18 protein-coding genes are annotated in these 18,282 nt (G+C 37.8%); 2 read left to right on the top strand and 16 right to left on the bottom strand.

All coding sequences use genetic code 11. The features are described 5' to 3' along the window. Positions 1-40: 40 nt before the first annotated feature. The 8 genes from EM808_RS18195 to EM808_RS18160 form a co-directional block, all read right to left on the bottom strand. Positions 41-583, bottom strand: a complete 543-nt coding sequence (locus tag EM808_RS18195) for a PadR family transcriptional regulator (RefSeq protein ID WP_127739630.1) — start codon at positions 581-583, stop codon at positions 41-43. A 45-nt stretch (positions 584-628) separates the two neighbouring features. Continuing rightward, positions 629-1,813: a YhgE/Pip domain-containing protein gene (locus EM808_RS18190; RefSeq protein ID WP_127739629.1), complete on the bottom strand. Its 1,185-nt coding sequence runs from the start codon at positions 1,811-1,813 to the stop codon at positions 629-631. 162 nt (positions 1,814-1,975) lie between these two features. Further along, positions 1,976-3,556 carry a YndJ family protein gene (locus EM808_RS18185; RefSeq protein ID WP_127739628.1) on the bottom strand — a complete coding sequence of 527 codons (1,581 nt, stop codon included), beginning with the start codon at positions 3,554-3,556 and terminating at the stop codon, positions 1,976-1,978. Continuing rightward, on the bottom strand, positions 3,525-4,133 hold the full coding sequence (locus tag EM808_RS18180; protein ID WP_127739627.1) for a DUF4166 domain-containing protein: 609 nt from the start codon (positions 4,131-4,133) through the stop codon (positions 3,525-3,527). The genes EM808_RS18185 and EM808_RS18180 overlap by 32 nt, the downstream gene beginning before the upstream one ends. 4 nt (positions 4,134-4,137) lie before the next feature. Continuing rightward, the gene (locus EM808_RS18175; protein WP_127739626.1) at positions 4,138-5,052 is read right to left on the bottom strand and encodes a DoxX-like family protein; all 915 of its coding nucleotides are present in this window, start codon (positions 5,050-5,052) and stop codon (positions 4,138-4,140) included. Positions 5,053-5,225: 173 nt separating this feature from the next. Further along, complete coding sequence (locus EM808_RS18170; protein ID WP_127739625.1) at positions 5,226-5,885, bottom strand: suppressor of fused domain protein; 660 nt, start codon at positions 5,883-5,885, stop codon at positions 5,226-5,228. A 492-nt stretch (positions 5,886-6,377) separates the two neighbouring features. Further along, positions 6,378-6,701: a hypothetical protein gene (locus EM808_RS18165; RefSeq protein ID WP_127739624.1), complete on the bottom strand. Its 324-nt coding sequence runs from the start codon at positions 6,699-6,701 to the stop codon at positions 6,378-6,380. Between the two features lie 348 nt (positions 6,702-7,049). Then, on the bottom strand, positions 7,050-7,958 hold the full coding sequence (locus EM808_RS18160) for a LysR family transcriptional regulator (RefSeq protein ID WP_127739623.1): 909 nt from the start codon (positions 7,956-7,958) through the stop codon (positions 7,050-7,052). A 108-nt stretch (positions 7,959-8,066) separates the two neighbouring features. Between EM808_RS18160 and EM808_RS18155 the strand changes: the two genes are divergently transcribed. Then, positions 8,067-8,735 (top strand): O-methyltransferase, encoded by a 669-nt coding sequence (locus EM808_RS18155; protein WP_127739622.1) that lies wholly within the window; start codon positions 8,067-8,069, stop codon positions 8,733-8,735. A gap of 335 nt (positions 8,736-9,070) precedes the next feature. On the opposite strand, the gene EM808_RS18150 is transcribed toward EM808_RS18155, so the two are convergent. From EM808_RS18150 to EM808_RS18120, 7 genes are read right to left on the bottom strand one after another with little or no spacing between them, the layout of a single operon-like run. Further along, a complete protein-coding gene (locus tag EM808_RS18150; RefSeq protein WP_127739621.1) occupies positions 9,071-9,805 on the bottom strand; it encodes an SIS domain-containing protein in 735 nt (244 codons plus the stop codon). A gap of 23 nt (positions 9,806-9,828) precedes the next feature. Next, positions 9,829-10,566: a creatininase family protein gene (locus EM808_RS18145; protein ID WP_127739620.1), complete on the bottom strand. Its 738-nt coding sequence runs from the start codon at positions 10,564-10,566 to the stop codon at positions 9,829-9,831. A 14-nt stretch (positions 10,567-10,580) separates the two neighbouring features. Further along, positions 10,581-11,570 carry a phosphotriesterase family protein gene (locus tag EM808_RS18140; protein ID WP_127739619.1) on the bottom strand — a complete coding sequence of 330 codons (990 nt, stop codon included), beginning with the start codon at positions 11,568-11,570 and terminating at the stop codon, positions 10,581-10,583. A 33-nt stretch (positions 11,571-11,603) separates the two neighbouring features. Next, the gene (locus EM808_RS18135; RefSeq protein WP_127739618.1) at positions 11,604-12,905 is read right to left on the bottom strand and encodes a PTS ascorbate transporter subunit IIC; all 1,302 of its coding nucleotides are present in this window, start codon (positions 12,903-12,905) and stop codon (positions 11,604-11,606) included. 23 nt (positions 12,906-12,928) lie between these two features. Next, complete coding sequence (locus EM808_RS18130) at positions 12,929-13,195, bottom strand: PTS sugar transporter subunit IIB (protein ID WP_127739617.1); 267 nt, start codon at positions 13,193-13,195, stop codon at positions 12,929-12,931. After that, a complete protein-coding gene (locus tag EM808_RS18125) occupies positions 13,192-13,635 on the bottom strand; it encodes a PTS sugar transporter subunit IIA (protein ID WP_127739616.1) in 444 nt (147 codons plus the stop codon). The genes EM808_RS18130 and EM808_RS18125 overlap by 4 nt, the downstream gene beginning before the upstream one ends. 35 nt (positions 13,636-13,670) lie before the next feature. Beyond that, entirely contained in the window at positions 13,671-15,773 is a 2,103-nt protein-coding gene (locus EM808_RS18120) for a BglG family transcription antiterminator (protein ID WP_127739615.1), read from the bottom strand. 752 nt (positions 15,774-16,525) lie between these two features. On the opposite strand from EM808_RS18120, the gene hepT reads away from it, so the two are divergent. Further along, positions 16,526-16,933, top strand: coding sequence for a type VII toxin-antitoxin system HepT family RNase toxin (hepT, locus tag EM808_RS18115; RefSeq protein WP_127739614.1), 408 nt, complete (start codon positions 16,526-16,528; stop codon positions 16,931-16,933). A gap of 68 nt (positions 16,934-17,001) precedes the next feature. On the opposite strand, the gene EM808_RS18110 is transcribed toward hepT, so the two are convergent. Beyond that, positions 17,002-18,183, bottom strand: a complete 1,182-nt coding sequence (locus tag EM808_RS18110) for a hypothetical protein (protein ID WP_127739613.1) — start codon at positions 18,181-18,183, stop codon at positions 17,002-17,004. Between the last annotated feature and the right edge of the window lie 99 nt (positions 18,184-18,282).

Below are 18,282 nucleotides of genomic sequence, written 5' to 3'. Positions count from 1 at the left end.
ACAAAAAAAACAAGCCGAAATCTAATTCCGGCTTGTCTCCTTATATTTCCTCATTTTTCAATCTGTTGATTAGCTCTTCCATCCAACGTATTGTATGGTCTGTTCTTGTTGAATAATACCCACTTATAAAATTAAGCAGCTTTTCTTTATCTGGGTAAAATTCCACTTTATCAAATGTCTTCACTTGCTCCCACCGTGCAGTAAAGCTTTCCAGCTTTTTTTCGAGTATATCTATGATTTTGTTGCGGTCAACATAATCCAAGTTAGATAAACCTACGAGCATATCTGTGATAGCATCAGCATTCTCAAACAGCTTATATATTTTCTTCGGCAATTCTTGCTTGCCTTTTTCAGTAATGCCAAATACTTGTTTATCTGGTCTGTGTTCTTCTTTTATTACTTCAACAATTTCGATCAAACCTTGCTTTACTAGTGAATCAAAGTGATAGTAAAGCTTGCTTTCTGTTAAACCAACAAGCTGATCAAGTGGAATTGGCTCTGAAAGCTGTTTTTTAATTTTATAAGGATAATTGTTTTCCTCCATTAGCCTGCTTAAGATGAAGATTTGAATTTGAGTGGACATAACGATTGTACTCCTTCACAGAGAATTATCCTTATTCTAGCAAAATTAAGCAGTAATTTCAGCACCATTCTTCACATTTACCTCTGCTTCTTTGTCTTCCACTGGCACATGCTTGTGAACAAATGTAACGATGACGATATTAATTAACATCGCAACAGCACCAATTGCGACCATTGACCAAATATATGGACTTGGGCTAATGCCTCCATACATGTTTGCAAAGTAAGCTTGAACAGAATAATACATTGGTGAAATATGACTCATCCATTCATATGGCAAGTACATCATATCTCTTGGAATTGTTGCACCATTTGCTAATGTTTGGAATAAAAGAATTGGGAGGTTCAATATCATGCCGCCTTCTCCCACTAAGAAAAGCAAAATTGCTGTAAAGTTAAAGCAAACTAGGTAGTTCAAAATTTGCTGGCCAAGAATTCCAAAGAATAATTCACCGCTTGGCTGGTTTACTAAATAAGTAATACCTAAAGCAATCAATGATGATGTTACGGCAATCAATAATGCTGTTGATTGTACATAAAGGAATAGTTTTGTTTTGCTTGCTTTACCGCGGCTAGCTTTAAATGCAGCTACTAGTTGCATTGCACCAATCATCGCACCAACATAACCTGCCATTGTCAAAAACATCGGCAGCATATTATTATTCATGCCATCTGGTATTTCATTAATGGATACGACATTTCCTGTGTAGGCTGTCTCAATTTTATTCGCTAATTCTGCAGCCTGATCTTCGGGTACATTAAAGTTCATTAACACACCTTGAGCTGTTTGCTGGGAAAACTGTGTGCTCAGTTGATTGTTTATTTGTGTGACAACTGAGTTCATTGTTGAGGAAACAGTAGTTGCACCTGCTTCATTAATAGTGAAATCAATACTTGATGAAACCTCTCCTTTTTGCATATCTGCAGAGAATGTTTCTGGAATATGAACAACTAACGCTAAATCGTTTTTATCTAAATCTTTTAACGCTTGGCTGTTGGACAGGTCTGTTTCGATATTTTTAAAAGGCAAGTTCTCCTCTAACTGACTCGCAATCTGTGCACCATATTCCCCTGCATCATCGTTAACAATGGCAATTGGCAATTTATCTACATTTCCTGGAATTGCAGAGTATCCTGGCAAGAAGATGCCGAGCATAGCAATCGCATAGAAAATCCCCATAAAGATGGCAGCAATTGCACCTCTTGTTTTTAAGAACTGTTTAAACTTCATGTTTTTTACATCCCCTTAATAAAATTAAAGTACTCAAATTAAAGTACTTTTTATAAAGTATTTCATTATTTTATTTTATAATTCCTGTCCTGTCAACTAATAAATTCCCTTCAGTAAGTCAATAAAAAGAGGCTAAAAGTTTCTTTTAGCCTCTGGAATAGTTCAAATAGGAAGTTTACGTTTAGGGATGTTTTTTTCAACTATATGATAGTTAATCTGCAGAAAAGGAAGGCCAAATAGCTTCATTTTATGTATAGCGGTAAGTTCTCCAGCTTGTTTTTCCTCAATCAAAAAGTCTTCAGATAATGGCAGCTTAAATAGCAGTTTTCCTGTTGCCAGGTATATACCCTGATCCCCATCTCCTCGACTAGACAACACGAGAGATTTATTTCTCATTTCAAGACGCAGGATTCCGATCATTGTAGAAAAAGGAAGCGGTAAGGCGATATTCATATATGTCGTGCCATTATTTTCATGACTAGAATAAATGGCGGTGAAAACGGTACTTCCATTCACGTCTCGCACCCAAGCTCGCGGGCTTTTTCGGCCATCAAGCAATGGATTGACCCCAAGAATTTGCCCGTGCATTTCCACCCGTTTCTTTGAAACAGGCAAATTCAATTGATTAAGCCAAATACTAACAGGTTTATATATAATAAGCAGTGGTTTAAACCAAGCTGCCCAATAAGTTGTTGCAAATAAACGATATTTATTCGTTTGCTCGTAGAAATTTACGATTGTTTTAGGTAATTCTTTAATTTCAGCAAATTCACTAAGATCATCAACTAGCCCTGATTTATAGCTATTATCTGTAGTTAATTTCCCTCTTATCCTACTGACGGGAAAGCTCCAGACAGCCTGCTTCGATTCAGGCAGATGAAGTGACCATCCAAGTACACCTATTAGTCCGAAGAATATACAGTTCACTAACCCATGGAATAACAGCATAAAGTCTAATGTTACATACCATTTTCCGTAGGCACGTCCAACCGAATAGACGAGAGAAAACAGGATTGTGATACCAAGGGCACTAAAAGATAAACGAATAAACAGCCCTTGTAGGAAATAGGAAAATTTAGTCTTAAGTGCAAGATATATTAAGCTATAAATTGCAAAGATATAAAAAATAACAGCAATAAATTCGAGTAGTGGCCAAAATGTTATGCCTATCGCGACAAGCATTGGTGCAGCTAAAATGAATGGCACAATCACATTGTAAAGAGCTGACTTATGAATACGACCAAAGAAACCAATTGATATTGGCAATAAGAAGGCGGAATAATGAAAGTGTATGGCTGTCAGCCAATTAAGCATTGGACTGAAACCTGTATTTATCCCATTAATATGAATAAAAAACCAAATTCCTCCCATAAATAAATACATCATACCTATATCAATAGATATCTCCGCCCAGTTGACAAAACCACGCCTAAAAAATCGGCCAAGGCCGCATAATGCCACATACAGTGTAAACAATAGATAAATTACTGATAAAAACATTTGTCCTGTATGAATAGTGATAACATGCAATAAAAATACAGACACTTGTCCTGCTCCAATAATAAACGCCTGTTTCTTGTTTATTTCCATTACTAAATGGAGTGTCATTGGAACCAGAATCAGTTGTGCAGCCGTTAATAACAAGAAATGAAGCTCTGTTGTATAAAACCAGCTTGCCAGAAATAATACCAGTCCACTTATCATCGTAAACTTATCTATCCTCTTGCTTGAATCTGCCATCATAAGCCATCAACCTTCCTAACATCGGGTTTCTGATATCCACGTGAATAGTGTATAGTCCATTTACGTCATCATAGCCCTCCTTAACCATTACTTTACCTTCTAATAAACGCGGGATAGGAACCTCCCATTTTCCAAGAAGGATGCGCTGTGCTCCAGATTGGATATGCAATTCTCCGTTCGATGCAACAAGAAAGGTTAAATCAGAATAAAACAAATTCGGTTCTCCTAAATAATCTTTTACAATCCTTTGTTCTGGATCAATTGTCATAAAAGCATTGAAATGTCTGGTTACATGCTGAAAATGAAAACTGCGTTCCCAATATATTTCTTGGTCCCCATTCGCAAGCTGCTTAGATGTATTTCTTATTGTAAAGGGGATATTGCTGCCTTCTTCTGGAAACAGAAACTTCCAGCGAACAGCTAATCTCAAAAAGGACTTTAACCATCTTTTTCCGTTGCTAATATGAAGCATTATTCCCTTTCCGTGAAATGGACAATCCATTGTGATTGAATAGCGTTCCTGCAGCTTTGGATGAAGCTTATTGAAGTCATCACCAAGTATTTCTTTATATATCATCTTCTCATCCCATCCTTTTCTTTCGTATACAGTTAGTCGCAGTTGGGACATCTTTTGCAAGTACAAATCCTACTACAGAAAGAATCCAAAGACTCATATTAAATGGGACAGGACTAAAGGGATGTGCCCAAATGGACGGCTCTGCAATCACTGCTGACAATGTTAATACAGGAAAAACAATTAACTGCAGTGTATATAGCTGCCTCTTGTTACGGTATAAAAGCCAAACAACGCCAAATACAATTTCAGCAATGCCAATAATGGCCACTGCTGCCTCAGCTTTAGTCCCAGTTAAAGATGTTAAGCTTGATAGCATGGATATTTCTAAAGGATGATGTGCCAGTATTTTAGGAAACACCCCTTGATATACCCAAACAAAGCAAAACAACAAAGAAATAAGTATATTGCAGCAAAAGCGTAAATACTGCCATCTTGGCAACTCACCTTTCTCAAGCCACCTTTTCAATACATCAAAGCTTAATGCTGTTCCCCAGCCGATGAGCGGACGAAAGAAAATATCAATAAACTGACCATACACCCCTTTTTTTTGGAAATCATAGTCATATTGTGTAATAAATATTGTCCCTTCTTCAGCAGGGATGTATTGCCAATAGCCCCTTCCTTCCTTAATTGGTGAAATTGCTTGCTCTGTCCCAAAATGAAGCGAAGAGGTTTTGGTCCCATCCTGCTTATTATGTGTACCAACACTTTTTCCCCAGCCTGTTACCTTTAAGCCAAAGCAAAGTTTTCTTTCATATCGAAAGGACTGTGGCTCTGCTTCTGTCTTTTTCAATAGGTAGGAAATAGAAGAAAACCTTATATCCCATTGCTCATGCAGCTCTGGTGTTTGCGTGCTTTCCCACACCTCTTCTATATTTGCTTTAATGAGGGTTTCTACATAAATAGCATTGTTTTTCATAAATCAACCTCTTTACCTTGTGAATATTTTCACAATTAATAAAATAAGACTTCTTCAAAAACTAATACATACTAGCATTATATCAGCTTTCCATCTGATTTCTAGTAAAACTTGCTTTTTTTTCCTTTTTTAGTTAAAAAAAGCTGCCCTTCTGACAGCTAAAACGACATAAATTAGAGGTAAGAGTAGTTCCTTTTCATATCTGTTACCAAATAAGGATTGTCTTGTTTCATTTTTCCAACAAGCTCAGTCGCTTTTGTATGATCTTCTTTTATTAACTCCGATTCCCTTTCCGTAATTCCTACTAACTGAAGAAAATCGACCCTGCCGTGGACTGTGTCCACACCTGCCGCTTCCGTATCATTCACCACCAATAATGCTGTGATTTGCGATTCTGCTCCGATATGTATGGATGTGCCATTTCCTGCTATATATTGGAGTGGTTCTAAAAATCTTTTTTGTGTAAAGGTATAACTAGCCAAATTAGACAACATGTCAAGGACCCACATACAGTCATCATAAGATTTTCCCTTTAATTTTATGGTCATCTCATAGCCCCATTTGCTCCACTCACCACCAAAGGCTTCTTCTTCAGAGTAAAGCTCAGTCATTCCATATGTTAGAATATGCATATAGCCATTTGCTGACTGATAAATGCTATAGCCATCTAAATATTGGTCGCCTCCGAATATCGCTCTTGCATGGAGGTCTGTTGCGAAATGAGCCGGCTCTTGCTCTGCATAAAGTCCCGCAAAAACATCATCAATAGCATCCCAGCCTGGTGCCCAATCCTCTTGTTCTGCTGCCTGCTTTTTATACTCCTGTTTATTCACATTCGTTCCCTCCAAACAATCTATTATTCTATGCTTTCCCAATTGCTTCTTTATCCATGTTATCTGCGGATTACCAACCTGCTAACATAAAAATTCAGACCACCGGAATTTTAAGTAGCTCAGCTTATTTACCGATACGGAGGTATCCAAGTATCTACCTTTCACATTCTGTATATACTGTATGTATCATTTTATCATTACTAACCAAATTCTGGATATGAAAAAAATTATAAAAAATTTATTGTTTCATATTTTCACAGACTTTATTATTTTTTAAGTTCTTTTCGTCGGTGAATATCCTGCAAATCCTTTGGGAAAGCTGACAATATCACTTGTCTATAGCACTTTCAATAAGTTATGCTTTACTTAAGACAAGCTATATTCATGCTTGCACTTATTGACTTTAATCAGTCATTTTTTATAAAGTGCGTCATACTATATAAAAAGCAAAGCACATTCGTTGGCGCGAATGTGCGTTAAAGAAATAATCTACTATTTGCTTTTTCTATTTTGTTTATTTCGGTATTCGTCTAACCATCGAAATAAGCGTTCCTTATCTGCGGCTTCGGCTTTTTTCTTCCGTTCTGCATTGGCGTGCAGAAGATAAAGGATAAGCCCAACAATAGCCCAGATTGCAACCCACTTATAAGCCCAGTCGTCCATCAAGAATTGAACCATCTCCAAAATTGGCGTTTTGGAGAATGACACAGTCCCACTGGCAAAACCGTCGCGGATCCGTTTGAAATTTTCGAACAAGGCGGTTAATACAAAACCACCGTAGAGAAAATTTGAAATGAACAGAAGTACTTTCTTCATTTTTACTCTCACCTCCGTGATAACGAAGAATGTCCTTAAAATCTTCCGATAGACGACTCGGGCAAAGCTTATTTTTTTTGGCAGCATCCCCCCTTTCAATACCACAAAAAGGAAAAATCACATAATAACCTTATCAGAATTAAATATATTAAGTAATTGGCGAAAATATTCCTATTCTATTTAAACTTTATTAGGCTTTTTAGGAGTGCTGCAAATATTATTGGGAATTGTTATTTGGAGGGGTTATTAGCTTTGGTTATAGTATTGCCAGCACTCTTCCCTGCCTATTCACTACTGCTTGTCCCTATTTTAAATTGAGGCTTTCTTCGCGCCTCTTACTACCTACATCTATTCTCCTGCATTACTGTGTTTGCTGCTTTCCATACATAAATGAATAAATTCCTTAACTACTGGGGGTAGATTTTCGCCCTTGCGTGTACAAATGGCAATAATATTCTTTACTGGTGCTATATCAACAAAAACCCTTGCAAGCTGTCCTGTTTTCACATACTCCTTAACAACTAGCGAGGACACGAAGTTGACGCCATAACCTGTCATGACAGAACGGACAGCCTCATTTAAACCGGTAAACTGCAAAGCAATCTTTGGCGGTTTTACCTGATGTGTGTGACATAAGGAGAACAGCCTTTCTCTTGTGGAACTGCCTGCTTCTCTCATGATAAAAGGCTCTTTCATAACATCGTCAAGTGATACGGTACTGTTCGCAAGCCTATGCTGCGGGGAAACGACAAACCATATCTCATCCTGAAAAAGCTGTCTCCACTCTACTTCCTCCATCTGCTCTTCCAGTCCGCCTGCATACATGGCCATATCGGCTTTATAATGAATCAATTCACGAAAGGCTTCTGTTGAATTTCTCGTTGTAATGCTTATTTCAACCTCCTCATTGGCTGCTTTAAAGGCAGCTGCCCATTGCGGGATAAGAAAGTTCGCAGGAAGATAGGTTGCAGTAATATGAAGCCGCCCCTTTTTCGCTGTTTTATAATCTTGTACAAACTGTTCTAGTTGTATTTCATGAGCAAAAAACAGCTCTGCTTTTTGCGCAAGTGCTTCTCCAAACGGTGTTAAAGTAAACCTTTTGCCATTCTTATGAAACAAGGCGATTCCCAGCTCTTTCTCAAATTGCTTGATTTGGCTCGATACAGCAGGCTGACTTATCAGCAGAATTTCCGCAGCTTTCGTAAAGCTCCCCAAACTTGCTACATGATGAAACAAGCGAAGTCCATGAAGGTTCATCTAACTCCTCCTTATAACTTTTATTTATATAAATATAAGAAACATGTATTTTATTTATATACAATTATAACTTACAATGGATATATAATCCAAAAGGAGTTGGTTATTATGAAAAACGATAAAACTTGGAATTCAGTTGACCACTATTTTACGGAACAGTTTCAGCCAGAAAGCAAAGATTTGCAATATGTAAGAGACAATAATCAAAAGCATGGCTTACCAGAAATTGATGTTACTCCAATACAAGGAAAATTCCTCGCAATGCTTGCACAGCTAAAAGGCGCAAAAAACATCTTAGAGATCGGCACACTTGGCGGCTACAGCACCATATGGCTCGCTCGCACCCTCCCAGAAGACGGAAAAATAGTCACATTAGAGGTAGACCCCATTCACGTAAAAACAGCACAAGCAAATATAAACTCAGTTAAACTAGCGAATAAAGTTACGATAATAGAAGGACCTGCATTAAGCACCTTGCCCACATTACAGGCACAAGGATTCTCCAATTTTGACTTTATCTTCATAGATGCAGATAAGCCAAATAATCCCCATTATATTAAATGGGCACTTCAATTGGCCGCAAAAGGTGCAGTGATTGTTTCTGATAATGTTGTCCGGGATGGCGAAGTCATAAATAAGAACACCTGTGATGAAAAGGTGCTCGGAATCAGGAAATTCATAGACATTCTTACAAAAGATGAACGGGCAGATTCTGTCGGTATCCAAACAGTTGGCGAAAAGGGATATGACGGATTTGTGCTAACAATAGTTCAGTAAAAAAGAAAGGGAGGAGCAAAACACTTGCTCTTCCCTTTCTCTCATGATTGAATTGTTTCCTCTTTAGACCGAGGCTTTCGTTCTTCCTTATATCCTCCCTTTGGATGGTCCCCATTGGAGAAAATAATAAACAAAATCGAAAGGAAAACAAACAGGTTTTTCAATGTAAAAACTTCTTTCTAGATTAATAGATAAATAACATGAAAACATGTTTTATTATATATTGTATGATTTAGAAAGACAATTGTCCTTAAGTCCTTTTTTCCTAACAGCTGGAAAAACAATTAATTATGTCACAAGATAACTCTATAGACTCAACTATTTCTTAATTGCAATTAATTCAACAATTGAATCCTTTTTTTATACTTCTCAACAAGTCTAGTGTTATGCTCATCTGCACCGTCCATATTCCCACTTAAAAAGACAGGCGGTTCAATCCCTTTATCAGCGAGGATTTTAACTGCTTCTGCTAAAATAGCATTTATAATAACCGCACCAACAACTGTTGAGGTAGGTCCAAACGGTACATTTACCTTGTTGTAGGTAAGGGCTGCATCTCCTTTTGTTGCAAAGTTATCAATTACTAAATCCACAGCATTATATAAATGCTTTCCACTTATATGCCTTGAAGGCTGACTTTTAGAATATTCCTTTGAGGTAATTCCTATTACAAACGCCCCTTTATCTTTCGCTATTTGAGCAACGTCAACAGGGACTGGATTGCGGCCAGATGTGGAAATAACAACCATTATATCTTCTTTCCTGATGTCTTGCTCGCTCATAAATTTCTCGGCAAGGCCATTCTGCCTCTCTAACTCTGATGATCGCAGTGCCCCTTCATGGAGCATAAGCGGTTCATAAAGAATAGGGTTTATCGGTACAAGACCTCCTGCACGATAGCATACTTCTTCTGTTAGGATATGCGAGTGTCCACAGCCAAAAAGCTGAATGATACCTTCGTTTTGAATGGCCGCAGCTACCCTGTTTGCAGCTTCCTTCATTTGCTTCATTTCGTTTTTTCTGACTAATTCAATTTTTTCGGTTGCTTTATCAAAGTACATTTCTAGCACTAAACCCCACTCCTTGCCAATATTTAGTTACTTCGTCCTCTCCCTTTAGCTGCTTCGATGAGATTAACCATATTTTTAATTGCTTCCTCTACAATGAGTTTTCCTTTTTCTTTCGTTGCAAGAGTCGCATTGCCAAGCACTGCAGTGGCAGTGAACTCTTCCCAAGGCGTTGGGGTAACATCTGCATATTCAGGAATTTGTGGATTTTCAGAAAGAGCCTTTGTCATATCAACATAATTCTCTGCCAAATACAGCATATATGATGTTTCTAGTTCACAAGCATGAAAATATTCAGCATGCACTTGTTTTGAATCTCTAACTTCCTCGATTACTTTTTTTACTCCAGGATAGAAGAGATTTAGAACAACCATATCCGGGCGGTCTGAAAATAGTTTACGTGCAGCTTCTTTTATAGCAGTCGAATTGCCAAGATGACCATTAATAATCGCAAAAACCTTAAATCCTTGCCTGTATAAGCTGTCTCCGATGTCATAAATAAAGGGAATCAGCACTTCGTTGCTAATATGAATACTGCCTGGAAAGTTTTTTAAGCTCCAAACCTGCCCGTACGGTAATGTCGGCAGTACAAATGCATTCGTTTGCTCTGCTACTAGTGTTGCCATGTTATCTGCCAGTAAATTATCTGTTCCCAGCGGCAAATGGGGGCCATGTGCTTCTACAGCACCAATAGGTAAAATCGCTACAGAGCTTTTTTGGATTTTCTCTTTAATATCAAAGGAATTCTCATACTGGAAAATCATATTCGTTCCCCCCACTATTTAAATGCAAAGCAACGAGCAGGATTATCGATAAAAAACTTCCGGATTAAACCTTCCCCGTCAAAGCCCTGCTTTGTGGCATCGTCGATAAATCTTGGGACCCACTTGGCAATAATGTATTCTAATCCGAGACCATAATCATAGTGCTTGAAATACGTTTTACGTGCTGTATCTCCACTTACTAGAATTTGATTTTCATAGCCTTTTTTTACAAGTTCGAGTATACATTGAATTCTAGTGCTTTCAGGTGCATATTTGATTTTTGCTATCCCATCAAAACAGAGGTAAGCGCCTGTTTTAGCAATCTGCCCATGATAATAAGGGTCTGGGTTACGATCCATATGACCAAAGCTCATAAAGGATAAGTCCACGTTTTCCTTTTTTAGTAATTCAATTTGTTCCAATGCCATCGTTCCTGCTTCTGTGTGCGAATGTAAGGGAGCCTTCGTTTCATGATGTGCTCTTGCAACAGCTTGTAGGGTCTTTACTTCAAGTGGAGTAATCCTGTTATAGCCTGTGCCGAATTTCACCTGCCCTGCTTTATACCTTGTTCCTTCTAGGCCTTCTTCCACTTCCCTGACAACAAATGCAGCTAAGTCATTAATGCTCGCCGTATCAATCCATTCTGTATAAGTTTGATAGTTTCCGATTAACGGCTTCAACTCTTCTTTAATAGAAGCTTCCCATAAAAAGCTTTTATTAAAACCAGCAGTCCCGACAATATGAATATTTAACTCTTCCGAGATTGCATGAACTGCTTGAACGTCACGGCCATAATCAACGGCTGATGCATCAACAATGGCCTTGCCCCCATGTCGTTTAAAGTCTTCGACATCGAGCATTGATTTTTCTTTATCATCAAGCAAAAGGTCACTTTCTTGTTTTTCAACCCAATAAGGTGGCCGGCAAACAATATGCTCATGAGCATAGGTAAATCCTAAATCCTGGGGCTTAATATCCCCTCTTAAAGTACGAATAAAAGTCATGAATAAAACATCCTTTCAAAATCAGGAATTCATCTAAAATAACAGGTGAGCCAGTGCCTTTACGATTGGACCTAACACGAACATATCACTATCAGCTGCCCACATTGCTGTATCTGGAATGGTAGTGGCATTTAAGAAGTGAACCATAATATATTGTCCCCAAGCTACAATCGTCGCAGTGACAAATCCGCCTATTAAGGCACCTCGAACACCGCCTGTAGAGTTTCCAAATACGCCTGCTGTCGCACCGTGGAAAAACAACACAATCATTGTCGGCACAAATACATATGCAACTGTATTTCCTATTACAACAAGCCAGATTAAAGCACCTGCGAATGCGCCTAGAAACCCAATAATTACGGCATTAGGAGCAAAGGTAAAGACGACAGGTGCATCAAGTGCTGGAATTGCACCGGGAACTACTTTTTTCGCAATCCCATTAAATGCTGGCACTATTTCACTTATAAACATCTTCACTCCTAAGAGCACTACGGCAATTCCGCCGGCAAAGGTAAAGGATTGAATGATAGAATACATCGGAAAGTTCTGACCGGCCGCCTGTGCTATTAATTCTTCTGATCCAGCAGTCCCTTTAAAGGAGATGATTACAGCACCTACAAAAAACAAGACACCCATTGTTAACGCCGTAATAACATTGGAGTCTCGTAAAAATTCAAGACCCTTTGGCAATTTAATCTTTTCCGTATCATTTGCTTTATTTCCGAAGATTTTGCCTAGCAATGCTGCAAGAATGGCAACAATTGCGGAAGTATGACCTAATGCAATCGTATTACCGCCTGTCACTTTTCTCATAAAAGGTTGAACTAGGGCTGGCTGGAATGTCCAATACAATCCCATAAATATGGCGAGAAACGCTATTAATTTCACATTAGAAACATTTTCTGCACCAACAGCCTCCACGATGATTCCTGCAAATATCGTTGTAGTCCAAAACATCATATGACCTGTCAAATAAATATATTTAAATCTAGTAAAACGAGCCAATAACACATTTATCAAAAATCCTAAAAACATCGCTAAAGTTACGGCAGATCCAAATTTCACATTAAAGGCTGTTTGCCCCATAAATTCACCTAGATCGGCTGCCTTTAATCCAAACACCTCTGCCCATAAAGGCTGAAAAATATTTAACGCCCCTGTAATGATTCCTGCACCAGCATCTATGATGAGAAAACCAATCATTGCCTTAAATACGCCTGATACTGTTTGACTTACTGTTTTTTTCTGCAGCATTAACCCCATTAATACAATAATGCCAAGTAAAAATGCTGGAACCCCGAAAATATTATTAGCAATCCAAGTCAAAACCTCCATTTGCAGCTCCCCCTATCACTTGATTAGTTAATACAGGCACTTAACACTTGTTTGATTTCATTTAAATCAAAGTAATTATTCACAATTAATATTTTGCCAGCATGATCCTCCAATGACTGTGCAAGTTCATTTGAGGTAATAATATAATCTGCACGCTCACTTGTGGCACTTGAAACATCTGTATTGTCGACATCAGCTACTATTCCCATTTCACTTAACACCGTTTCAACGTTCATTCGCAAAATCAAACTTGTGCCTTGTCCTAAACCACATACACATAGTATTTTCATAGATTTATGCCTCCTAATAATTCTTCTAATTCTAAATAGGTTTTCATTTCCAGTATCCGTTTTACATTGTTTTGATTGTTAAGCAGCTTCAATAATTTCTGTAAAATTTTGAGATGCTCCATGTTTGAGGATGCTCCAAGGGCAAAAACCAGTTGAACTGGATCATTTGCTTCATTTCCAAATACGACAGGTTTCATTAACCTAACTAACGAAACGGAAGCCTCCTTCACACCATCCTCAGGTCTTGCATGTGGAAGGGCAATTTGTGGGGCAAGCACAAAATATGCTCCATTTTTATGGTAGGATGCAACCATTGCTTCCACGTATTCGCCTTCTACTAAGTCACCGTCAACCAGCATTTTCCCCGCTGCTCGGATGGCGTCATCAGGAGTAGACACATTAACATCTATTTTCACAAGACTCTTTTCCAAAAACTTCATTGAGTTACACCCTCACCTTTTTGCCTTAAATACTTTTATTGGGAATGGATATTGATAAGCTCAAAAATTTCTTTAGAAGTATTGGCGGCAAGTATTTTTCTAACATTATCACTATCCGAAAACATTCTGCTTAACTGTGAAATTGCTTTCAAGTGGGTTTCACCATCAATTGCAGCTAAAATAATAATTAGTTGAATTTGATGCTTGTTTTCTTCGGAAAATGGAACCTCCTTTGTCAACTTCAATAAGCTCATGCTTAGCTTGTTAACACCATCCTCAGGACGTGCATGCGGGATTGCCACTTTTGGAGAAATGACGATATACGGTCCCGTTTTCTCAATATTCCGAACCATCATCTTAATATAATCCTTCTTTATGAAACCACCTGCTAAAAGCGGTTCTGCGGCTAATTTAATGGTATCCTTCCAGTCTGTTGCCGCCTCCAGCAATTGAATATGTTCAACAGGCAGTAAACATGCTAAAGATGGACTTTTTGTATCCTTTACCAATTTTTCTGGCCGATACAAGTACTGTTTCAGATCTTGCTGCAGTCCTTCAATATCCAACACCTGAGCATGCTTCTGGATAATTTCCATTAGCCCGTTTAGCGAGCGGTTTTTTCTATCGTTACCTCCAAATACACCATGTACTTTTTTTGTTAAGCCATCAATTTCCGTCTCTGTCAAAATTGGATTGACAATAAAAACAGGCTTTTCGCCGCTTTCGAACGGAATGGTGGAAAAGATAAAATCTACGTCGAATTGTTTAGCTACATAATCTCTATAAGAAACACAGCCCATTATTTCAACATAGGAGAAATACAATTCCAATTGATACATCAGTAATTTAGAGGTGCCGACGCCGTTGCTGCAAACAACCAATGCTTTCAATCTGTTATCTAATTTGGCTCCTACCCTGTTCATCCAGCCACCGAAATGGGTTGCTATTAATGCAATCTCATCCTCATTAACCTCACAGCCAACAGCCTGCTCTAAATGTGTAATCACCTTTTTCGTTATTAAATAAATATCGCTGTATCTTTCCTTAATAGAAGCAGTTAATTCACTTTCCATTTCCAATCCATAACGAATGCGATAAAAGGCTGGTTTAACATGGAGCAACAAGCTTTGTTCCATTTCATTACGGTTCTTAAATACAACACAGGCATGTTTTTGAAAGTCTGTCACCATTCTGTTCACTACTCTTAAGAGAATTTCTTCATCCGCATTACTGCTAGCGAACCCACTCTTTTCTACGGATTGCACACGAGCGCTTAAAAGATGCCTTGTAATATAAAGTATCTCTTCTTCTGGAATATTCATCTGAAAAAGCCTAGAAAGGTTAGCACTAATGCTTCTTGCAGCCTTATATTCTGTGGTACTACGCAGGATCTCAATTTCTACTTCATCAATTGAAATTATCATCCCTTTAAAAACACGGTTACAAAATAGCAGTAAACGCAATGAAAGATTATCCATCATATCATCTGTGAATTGGACATTCAGATACTGTTCACAGTCTCCCAAAGTCCTGCGAATTTCTTGCCATTTCTCCCTATTTATCTCAACTGTTAACCAGTAAGAGTATATGGATTCATCGAAAATAGATTTTGCTTTACTGAGAGGTGAAATATGATGCAGGTAATGCATTAAAGCTTTACGTTTATCCTCTTCCCTCCCATTAATCGTGTATCCTTTCTTACGTTCAAAGACTAAAGAAAGCTCGAACCTCACTAAATCTCGTTTGAGACACTTTATATCCTCCATAGTAGTATTTCTGCTTACCCGATTTCTCTCCATCAGACTATTAAGATATACAGGGATGTCATTTTCCATTAAGAAAATTGCCAGCCAAGCTTTTCTTTCCTTGGCAGAATACTCATAATGCCAAGAATTTACCATTGTTAAGCTTTCAGGGAGTGATTTGGCTACATTTCCCTCCAGCAAAAAGCCAGCAGACCGAACAGCCTTAATCGGATTCATTTTTTGATCTGCCAACCAATCGTTTATCTTGTCTACATCGTAATAGACAGTTCTTCTGGAAATATGAAATTTCTCCATTAATTCATTTGGCTTCACATAAGTTTTTGCCCTCCGTAAGTATTCAAGTATAGCTGTACTACGCTCATCTAATGCCATTAGATAATACCTCCCTTGCACACCGTACAAAAAAGTAGGAAAGCTTCGCAATTGCTTGACTTCACTATAACTCCATCCCTTCCAGATGTGGAGACCAAATATCCCCCCATTTTTATGTGCAAAACTTGGTCTGATCTTGAATTAGTTTATGACTTAGTATTTTGATTTAGTAGAATGAGGTAGAATAAAAGATATATCGCAATAAAAATCCCACCTTATGGAAGGTGGGATTTAATATTGGTAGTATTTACAGTTTGATTGATACAATTATGTTACTAGAAAGACCGACTCATTTTGTTTCAAACTTGAATTTGAATATTTCATTCTTGAGATGATAAAAACATTAAGTTAGTAATGGAATTGAGCTAAATAATCGATTCGACCACTATCACAGACCAGCCCTTTCCTTTGTATGCGTTATAGCCTTCTGTTAAGCAGTAAGCATATATTTGATTGTCTTCAATAGTAAATCCTCTTACACCCCTCCCGGCATAATATTTTTAACTGCTTTTAGGTGGTCGAGTTTTTTTTCTAAAATGCCTGTCCGATCTGTTGAGGCGATAACATAGCAGTCTGAATTAATGTGCTAATACAGTATTTCAGGCACAAACAATGCATACTGGTAAAATCATTTACTTTACTAATGAGCGAAAAAAAACTGAATTTCAAATAAAAGCTTTAAAAATGTTTACAAAGCTAAATGAAGCATGCCATGAGATTCTTAAAAAGATTAATGAGAGCGGGTTTATTTTATGAAAAGTGATGTAATTCTAAATAAAGTAGCTATTATTGAACGTTGTATTAGACGTATTAATGAGGAATATCAACAAAATCCTCAAAACTTAGAGAATAATACTAAACAGGATTCCATCATCCTTAATTTGCAGAGGGCATGTGAGGCAAGTATTGACCTTGCAATGCATATTGTTGCAGATAAAAGGCTGGGGCTTCCTCAAAATAGTCGAGATGCCTTTTCATTATTGGAAGCAGAGAACATTATCCCTGCTTCTCTTTCCAACAGGATGAAAGCAATGGTCGGGTTTCGCAATATTGCATTTCATGATTATCAAGAGTTAAACTTAGTGATTTTGCAGAAAATTTTAGATCATCATTTAGTTGATTTCTCTACATATACTCAAACAATTATTCACTTCAAATAACCTCCATGTTAAGGGGCAATTGGGGTAAAAAGCGCTCAAAATCCATAAAAAAAGCATGAGAAATATCCTCATGCAGCCAAGCTTGCAATTAATTTTACTGATTTATACGTTTCTGCCGGGTCGTCTGTATTCTTATAGAAGTATAATTTGTAATTTCCTAAATCGTAATATAGAAGATAGCTACCATCTTGTTCACTATATTCTTTAGCAATTGGTTCTCCTAATGATTGGATTACTTCCTTTTCTGATAGGTTAATTGGTAAGTAATAGGATGAAATTGGTGTTTTTGGATCTTGAACGTACTCATGGGGTGTTCCGAATCCGATGTGGTAGTTTTTATACATTAGCTGATATCCACCTTCTACCGCTACTACCCAATCAGGTTGGCCATGGCTTTCCATCATCGCGCCAACTGTTGACTTAAGAGCTACATCTATTTCTTGAACAATTCCTTTTTTGGCATTCGCTAGAAAGTCTGGATCCTTGACTTTCTGATTGTTTATTTGAGCTGAAGCTGCATCAAATTCTCCAGTGTTCTTCGTTGGAGATGGTTCTGTTTCTTTAACCTCTTCAGAATCAGATTCTGTTGGTTTTGGTGTGGTGATTGCTTCTTGAGACTCATTATCTTCCTGCGTTTCTGGATTGCCTTGCGTGGTTTTTTCTTCCTCTGCCTCTTTTTCTTCCTGGTTTGTTGCGCTATTGAACTCAGTTTCTGTTAAATACGTGACTTCAATCGTATAGTCCGTGTTATTTCCAGCGCTTGAATCATTAGCTTTGTTTATCAGGATTTCTGCAAATCCGTCTGCCAAACGATAATAATAGCTGTTTTGATTATCTGCTTCTTCTCCATTACCTTTAACGAGAGTAAACCCAGATGGAAGTAATTTTTCAGCTAAAGAGTGAATTTTTTCTTTATCTCCGGCTACGTTGAATTTAAGGGAGGTAATTGCATCAGCTTGATCATAGTATAGAGCTATCTCATTTTCTGCTTTTCCTGAAAGCTGGAAGGCCTTTTGTCCATCAGCTTCAGACGTTGGCTCTCCGTATAGAGATTGTGCTTCTTCGATGTTATCTCCAAGCTGAGGATATTGTAAATTTAAAAGTATCGAAAGTACATCCTCTTCTACATTTTCCTCTTTAACTGCTTCTGATGAATCATTGATCTTAAACACTTCTAGCTTCCATAATACCAATAGCGCCAGTATTACAATTAATACTGTTGTGATAATGATGACCAGCTTCTTTTTCAACGCTTCCTCCCTGCCTTCTCTGTGTTATAACTTACAATGTCACTTTAACACATTTAAGGTGTTTTTTGTCATTTATATTTCAAATGTTACAATATTTAC

The organism is Niallia taxi (assembly GCF_004005475.1).
Taxonomy (GTDB): domain Bacteria; phylum Bacillota; class Bacilli; order Bacillales; family Cytobacillaceae; genus Niallia; species Niallia taxi.
Note: the sequence above shows the minus strand (reverse complement) of the source record. Positions and strands in the feature narration are given on the sequence as shown.